The organism is Spirillospora sp. NPDC046719, assembly GCF_040645715.1.
GTDB lineage: Bacteria > Actinomycetota > Actinomycetes > Streptosporangiales > Streptosporangiaceae > Spirillospora.
In genome coordinates this window covers 46019-53027 of the sequence record NZ_JBEYYT010000018.1, presented here as the reverse complement: position 1 = coordinate 53027, position 7009 = coordinate 46019, and the positions used below count along the sequence as shown (strand labels likewise).

7 protein-coding genes are annotated in these 7009 nt (G+C 73.2%); 3 read left to right on the top strand and 4 right to left on the bottom strand.

Going from position 1 to position 7009, the window contains the following annotated elements; all coding sequences use genetic code 11:
* Nucleotides 1-375 precede the first annotated feature (375 nt).
* Nucleotides 376-954, bottom strand: coding sequence for a GNAT family N-acetyltransferase (locus ABZ914_RS05635; protein ID WP_500191885.1), 579 nt, complete (start codon nt 952-954; stop codon nt 376-378).
* Between the two features lie 57 nt (nt 955-1011).
* Between ABZ914_RS05635 and ABZ914_RS05630 the strand changes: the two genes are divergently transcribed.
* Complete coding sequence (locus ABZ914_RS05630) at nt 1012-1935, top strand: aminoglycoside phosphotransferase family protein (RefSeq protein ID WP_500191884.1); 924 nt, start codon at nt 1012-1014, stop codon at nt 1933-1935.
* A 10-nt stretch (nt 1936-1945) separates the two neighbouring features.
* Here the strand turns inward: ABZ914_RS05630 and ABZ914_RS05625 are convergent, their stop codons facing one another.
* A complete protein-coding gene (locus tag ABZ914_RS05625) occupies nt 1946-2434 on the bottom strand; it encodes an Lrp/AsnC family transcriptional regulator (RefSeq protein WP_190863837.1) in 489 nt (162 codons plus the stop codon).
* Nucleotides 2435-2539: 105 nt separating this feature from the next.
* Between ABZ914_RS05625 and ABZ914_RS05620 the strand changes: the two genes are divergently transcribed.
* The gene (locus tag ABZ914_RS05620) at nt 2540-3838 is read left to right on the top strand and encodes an APC family permease (protein WP_500191883.1); all 1299 of its coding nucleotides are present in this window, start codon (nt 2540-2542) and stop codon (nt 3836-3838) included.
* Here ABZ914_RS05620 and ABZ914_RS05615 read toward each other — a convergent pair.
* Nucleotides 3782-5011 carry an MFS transporter gene (locus ABZ914_RS05615; RefSeq protein ID WP_500191882.1) on the bottom strand — a complete coding sequence of 410 codons (1230 nt, stop codon included), beginning with the start codon at nt 5009-5011 and terminating at the stop codon, nt 3782-3784. The genes ABZ914_RS05620 and ABZ914_RS05615 overlap by 57 nt on opposite strands.
* Nucleotides 5012-5103: 92 nt before the next feature.
* Between ABZ914_RS05615 and ABZ914_RS05610 the strand changes: the two genes are divergently transcribed.
* The gene (locus ABZ914_RS05610; protein ID WP_500191881.1) at nt 5104-5715 is read left to right on the top strand and encodes a MarR family winged helix-turn-helix transcriptional regulator; all 612 of its coding nucleotides are present in this window, start codon (nt 5104-5106) and stop codon (nt 5713-5715) included.
* On the opposite strand, the gene ABZ914_RS05605 is transcribed toward ABZ914_RS05610, so the two are convergent.
* Nucleotides 5712-6965, bottom strand: coding sequence for an alpha/beta hydrolase family protein (locus tag ABZ914_RS05605; protein ID WP_500191880.1), 1254 nt, complete (start codon nt 6963-6965; stop codon nt 5712-5714). The genes ABZ914_RS05610 and ABZ914_RS05605 overlap by 4 nt on opposite strands.
* Between the last annotated feature and the right edge of the window lie 44 nt (nt 6966-7009).

The following is a 7009-nucleotide window of genomic DNA, read 5'->3' as shown; positions in this document are numbered from 1 at the left end:
GCAGAGGCTCCAAAGTCAAGGGTGGACGAAGTCCATCGCGAAGCGACGCCGAAGGCGCCCTTGACTTTGGAGGGGCGGCCCCGTACGCAAGCGCCACCCCACCACCCGAACACCCCATCTCCCCATTCGAGAACCCGTCTTGCGCCACCTCCCGAACGCCCCTCTCACTCCACCACCCGAACACCATTTCATGTCACCCCAAACACACCTGATGCACTCTGAAAACGCATCGGCAGCGAGCATCTTGCGCCAAGTCAAAGAGGCATAGCGAGAGCGGGTAATCGTCTCGCCCCTCAGATAAGCTGCCCACGCAAACCGTCTTCGATGCGGCCGCCACCAGCCTGCGGAGAAGGCTCGATACCACCCTCAGAGCAGCTACCGCCGCGCGTTGCGGAGCCAATCCGATCGGACGATTTCGTATTCGACTTCGCCGTGTTCGGTGCCGGGGATGGGATCGTCCCAATCTAGGTGGAAGGTGCGTACATGTGTCAGGCCCGCCTTTTCCATGACGCGGCGGGAGGCGGTGTTGACGGCCATCGTCTGGGCGATAATCCGTTGCACGCCGAGCTCGGTGAAGGCTTTGCGGATCAGTGCGCGGGACGCCTCGGTGGCGTAGCCGCGTCCCCAGTGGGCGGCGCGGAGGCGGTAACCGAGTTCGGCTTCGTTGGGTCCGCTGCCGTTGGGTCTGCGGCCGTCGACGGGGGTGAGGGCGAACCAGCCGGTGAAGTCGCCGGTGGCGCGTTCGTGGGCGGCCCATTGGCCGAGCGGGCCCTCGCCGTACTGGCGGAGGATCCGGGGCAGGACGTCGTTCTCGATCAGGGTCCGCGGGGTCGGTTTCCCGTTGGTGAGGAAGCGCATGACGCGGGGGTCGCCGTCGAGTTCGACGAGGTGGTCGGCGTCTTCGGTGGTGAAGTGGCGCAGCAGGAGCCGGTCGGTGGTGAGGAAGGTCCCCATGGCGACGAAGCCTAGGAGGACGGGGCGGGAAGGGGCCGGTTCGCGTAGCGTGCCCGCGTGGTGGTGATACCGGAGGTGTTCGCGCGGAGCACCGTCGAGCGTGAAGGGGAGGCGGGCACGGAGTGGCTCGCTGGGTTGCCGGGGATCGTGAAGGAGCTCCTGGACCGCTGGGACTGCGTGCCGGACGGTGGCGTCATGCACGGGGGCGTGGGGATCATCGTCCCGGTGCGGCGGGGCGGGGAGCCGGCCGTCGTGAAGGTGTCCTTTCCGCATCCTGGCAACGTCCATGAGCCGGACGCGTTCGCGGTGTGGGGCGGGCAGGGCGCGGTCCTGCTGCATGAGCGCGACGACGAGCGGTTCGCGATGCTGCTGGAGCGGGCCCGGACGGATTCCCTGGCGCAGATCGAGGACGTCGACGAGATGGTGCGGGTCGCGGGCCGCCTGAGCCGGCGGCTGGGCGTCCCGGCACCGCCTGGCCTGCCCCGGCTGCGGGACCGGGCCGACGGGTGGGAGGAGCAACTGCGCAAGGACGCGCGGGAGCTGGTGCACGGCCTTCCCCCGCGTGTGCTGGACGCGGCGTTGGCGACGGTGCAGGAGCTGGGGCGCGTCCAGCCGGACACGCTCGTCCATGGCGACCTGCATGCGAGGAACATCCTGCGGGCCGACCGCGAGCCGTGGCTGGCGGTCGACCCGAAGGGGTACGCGGGGGACCGCGCCTACGACGCCGGTGCGCTGCTGAAGGCGCTCTTGCTGCGGCTCATCGAGGCCGATGACCTCGGCAAGGCCCTGCACCGCGCGATGGACGTGTTCGCGGAGGCCGCGGAGCTCGACCGGGGGCGCGTGCAGCGGTGGGCGCAGCTGCACGCCGTCCAGGGCGCGTTCTGGGCGCGCCGCCAGGGATTCCGGGTGGCTCGCGGCGGCCTGGCGCTGGAGCAGATCACCGCCCTCGCGGACGGGCTGGCGGAGTCGCTGACGGAGTGACCGGGGCGGGTCACCGCTTGGGCGGCCAGCCGGACAGCGGGAGCGGGCCGCGGCTGAGGACGCTGCGGATGGCGAAGGTGCTCCGCGCGTCGCGGACGGGGCCGATCGCGAGGATCTCGTCGAGGAGCACCCGCTCGTAGGCGGCGAGGTCGGAGACGGCGACCTCCACGAGGAAGTCGGCCTCTCCGGAGACGACGTAGCAGGCGACGACGGCCGGGATGGCGGTGAGGGCCGCCTCGATCGTCCGGGACGTCTCGCGCGAGTGCTGGTCGACCTTCAGCGCGATGAAGACGGTGAGGCCGAGGCCGAGGCGGTCCCGGTCGAGTTCCGCGCGGTATCCGGCGATGACGCCGTCGTCCTCCAGTGCCTTGGTGCGGCGCAGGCAGGAGGAGGGGGAGAGGCGGACGGCCTCGGCGAGATCGACGTTGGCGGTGCGGCCGTGCTGCTGGAGTCGGTCGAGGATGGCGCGATCGATGCGGTCGTAACCCTGTTGCGGCATGCCGTGCAGCATATTGACCTCGCAGCGGCACGGCATTGCGTCTGAGACGTCATATGAGCCACAACATGCCATCGCGTGCCGCGCGTTTCGGACGATGCTCCTGGCATGACTTCGAACCGGAACGATCTGTCCACGATGGGCGCCACGGCCCTGTACGTGGGGGCCCTGCTCGGCCCCAGCCTGCTGCTCCTGCCGGGGCTCGCCGCGCGTGCCGCCGGGCCCGCCTCCCTGCTGGCGTGGGCGGGCCTGCTGGTGCTGTCCGGCCTCATCGCGGTGGTGTTCAGCCGCCTCGGGACCACGGTGGGGTCGACGAGCGGTGTCGCGGGATACGCGGCCGCCGGGCTCGGGTCGCGCGCCGGGCGCGCGGCGGCCTGGTGCTTCCTCGGCGGGGTCGTCACGGGGGCGCCCGTGGTGTGCCTCATCGGCGGCGCGTACGTGGCGGAGCTGCTGCGGGCGGGGGACCGGACGGCGTTCCTGGCGGCCGGGGCCCTGCTGGCGCTGGTGCTGGCGATGCGTCTCGCCGGTGCGAGGACGGGTGTGCGGGTGCAACTGGCGCTGGTCGGGCTGCTGGTGGCGCTGGTGGTGCTCGCCGTGGGCGGGGCCGCGCCGTCGGCGCGCGCCGCGTACTGGCATCCGTTCGCCCCGCACGGGTGGGGGTCGATCGCGCGGGCGGCGTCGCCGTTGATGCTGGCGTTCGTCGGGTGGGAGGCGGCGGCTCCGCTGACGGCGCGGCTGCGGGATCCGCGGCGGCAGCTTCCGCGGGTCGTGGGCGCCGCGTTCGCCGTGACCGCCGTCCTGTACCTGGCGCTGGCGGCCGCCACGGTCGGGGTGCTCGGTCCGCGGGCGGGGAGTTCGGTGCCGCTGGCGGGCCTGCTGGAGGTCGCCGTCGGCGGGAGCGGGCGGGCGATCGCGGCGGCCGGCGCGGTCGTCCTGACGCTGGCGGCGACCAACGCCTACCTGACGGGTGCGACGGCGATGGCGTCCGCCCTGGCCGGGACGAGGCGAGGCCGGTCCGGCCAGACGACCGGCGGGGCGGCTGACGGGACGGGGCGGGGGCGGACGGCGGGGCTCGTCGCGGCGATCGCCGCGACCGGCGGGCTGCTGCTGGGCCTGGCGGGAAGCGGGCTGGTCGGCACCGCGCAGTTCGTCGCCGTCCCGACGGCGCTGTTCCTCGTCGTCTACCTCGGGTGCATGGCGGCGGCGGTGCGGATCCTGAGCGGTCCGGTGCGCGTCGCGGCGGCGGTCGCGTGCGTGGCGGTCGTCCAGCTGCTGCTGTTCTCGGGGTGGGCGGCGCTGCTCGCCGCCGCCGTCGCGGTGACGGCGGCGGCGAGCGAAGGGGCCCGGCGTTCAGTCCTTCAGCAGCGGCGACGGCGCGGCGGGCGCGTCATGGGCGACGGCGCGTGAGGCCCGCCGGCCGGTGCCGAGCGCGAGGAGCAGGGAGCCGGCGGTCAGCGCGACGCCGAACCAGACGACGCTGGTGACGCCGAGGTTGTCGGCGAGCTGGCCGCCGAAGAGCGCGCCGAGCGCGATGGAGGTGTTGTAGGCCATGGTGTTGAGCGACATCGCCGCCTCGAACGTCTCGGGGGCGGCGGCGAGGGTCATGTTGACCTGGGAGAGCTGGACGACGCCGAACGACAGCCCCCACAGCACCAGCGCGGCGATCGCGCCGGCCTTCGCGTCGCCGAGGGCGAGCAGGAGCAGCAGGGACGCGACGAGGCCCGTGCAGCCGATGACGAAGCTGCCGCGCAGGCTCTTGTTCACGGTGTAGCCGGCGATGAAGTTCCCGGCGGCGCCGCCGATCCCGAAGATGATCAGCACGACGGTGATGAACAGGGGCGTCGCGGAGGTGTGGTCCTCCAGGAAGGGGCGGACGAACGTGTACGCCCCGAAGTGGCCGAGCACGAACAGCACGACGGTGATCAGCACGGATCGCAGGGGGACGTTCCGGAGCGGCAGCCCGAACACCTCGCGGACCGAGACGGCGTTGTCGGACGGCAGCGCAGGCACGATCGCGGCGACCAGGAGGAACACCAGCAGGCTGAGGCCGGACCAGATGAGGAAGGTGGTCCGCCAGTCGGTGAGGTCCTCCAGGAGGGTGCCGAGGGGGATGCCGACGACCGTGGCGATCGAGATGCCGGACATGACGATCGCGGACGCGCGGCTGGCGTGCCGTTCCGGGACGAGGCGCATCGCCATGCTGACGCCGATGGCCCAGAACACGCCGCTGGCGAAGCCCATGACGAGCCGGGTCGCGAGGACGAGCGGGAAGTTCGGCGAGACGCCGGTGACGAGGTTCCCGACGGTGAGGACGGCCAGCAGCGCGGACAGCAGGACGCGCCGGTCGACGCGCCGGGTCCAGGCGACGATGAACGTGACGGCGAGGCCGGCGGAGACGCCGTAGAGGGTGACCATCAGCGCGGCGACGCCGACGGGGACGTCCAGGCTGGAGCTGAGCGGGGTGAGCAGGCCGACGGGCATCAGCTCGGTGGTGAGGAAGGTGAAGAGGCTGGCCGTGATCACGGCCACGCCCAGCCAGGCCCGCAGGAGCGAGTGCGGGCGCGCGGTGCGTGCGACCATCGCAGTGACCTTTCAACGTTGAAATGTTGAACGTTGAGGAAGGTAACCCGGTGATACCTTTGTGTCAAACAGTTCAACGTTGAGGAGTTGCCGTGGGGCGTGACGCCGTCGACCTCGTCCTGGAGCAGTGGGCCCGCGCGCGCCCTGACCTCGACGCGTCCCCGATGGGCGTGCTCGGCCGCCTGTCCCGGGTGGCGCGCATCGCCGAACGCGAGCTCAAGGCGCTGTTCAGCGAGTTCGGGCTGGAGCGCGGCGAGTTCGACGTCCTCGCCACCCTCCGGCGGGCGGGCGCGGACGGCGGCATGACGGCGGGCGACCTGGCCCGCTCGTCGATGGTGACGTCGGGGGCCGTGACCAACCGGCTCGACCGGCTCGTCGCCAAGGGCCACGTCACCCGCGACGTCGACCCCACCAACAGGCGCAGCGTCATCGTCGCCCTCACGCCCGCCGGCCGCGACCTCATCGACCGCGCCGTGGTCGCGCACCTCGAGAACGAGCGGCGCATCCTCGCCGCGCTCGACCGGGACCAGCGGGACGGTCTCGCCGCGACCCTGCGCACGCTGCTGCTCAGCCTCGGCGACGAAGCTGGCGACGAAGCCGGTGGCGAGCCGGACGCTGCGGGCGGCGAGGCACGGGGTGCCGCAGCCCCCGCCGAACCCGGCGCCGAGGCCCGCGACGAGGCGCGTGCCGCGGGCCGGGGCTAGGCGTTCAGCCAGGCGGCGATGTCGTCCAGCACGGCCGGGTCGACGTGCTGGGGGCGGTCGTAGCCGGCGGGCGTCGACGGTCCGGTGCCCGGGAAGAACAGGTGGTCGTCGGCGGCGTGCACGCGGACGGTCACGCCGGGACGCCCCTCCAGGGCCGCCCGCCAGCGGGACAGGTCGTCCTCGACGGTGACCTGGTAGTCGCGCCCGCCTTGCAGGATCAGCATGGGCTTGCCGACCGCGAGGGCGGTCGCGACGGGGTCGTAGGAGCGCATGTCCAGCCAGTACGGCGCGGAGAGGCCGAACGGCAGGTCCGCCGCGGGATCCGCCGGGGACAGCGCCGGGTCCGCGACCCTGGCGGCCTGCCGGGTGATCGCCGCGACGGCGGCGTCCGCGTCCGGACCCGGGTTCAGGGACGCGAGGTACCGCGTCACGCGGACGGCGGCCTCGTGCATCGGCTGCGCGTCCCCCGCCATGATCACCAGGCCGGCGACGGACGGCTCGGCGGCGGCGACGCGCGGGGCCGCCTTGCCGCCCATGCTGTGGCCGAGCACGAAGACGCGCCCGGCGTCCACGGCCGGATCGTCGCGGAGCAGGCGGACGGCCGCGACGGCGTGCGGGACGTACTCGTCCGCCATCGTGAAGGCGGGGTCGGCGGCCACCTCGGCGGGATGGGCGCAGGTCGCCTTGTCGAAGCGCAGGACTGCGACGCCGCTGGTGGCGAGGCCCCAGGCGAGGTCCTTGAGCGGCTTGTTGGGGCCGCTGGTCGCGTCGCGGTCGAACGGCCCGCCGCCGGCGAGCAGGACGGCGCCCGGATGCGGTCCGGCGCCCCGGGGCAGGGTGAGCGTCCCCGGGACGGCCAGCGGGCCGGTGCCGACGGTGACCTCGCGTTCCTCGAAGGCGGACGGGTCGGCGTAGGGCGGCGGGTTCCACGCCTCGCCGCCGCCGGGCGCGAGCCGGAGGCCGTTCAGCAGGCCCGCGCCGTCCACGGACATGACGACGGTCAGCGCCCCGCGCTCGCAGGCGACCGGGACGCTCACCCGGGTCAGGTCCGTGCCGAGCGGCTCGGCCGCCGGGTCGCCGACGGAGGTCACCGGGCCGTGCCGCGCGATCTCCGCCGCCCACGCGGCGCCCACCGCACCGGCGGGCACGACGGCCCGCAGCGGGGCCGCGAACAGCGCCTCGACCTCGGCGAACCGCCCGTCCCGCAGCGACCGGGCGACCCCGGCGGCGATGGCTCCCGCGTCTCCCATGCCAACCCCTCTCAAGTTTGAGAAAGGTAACACGGATGAGATCG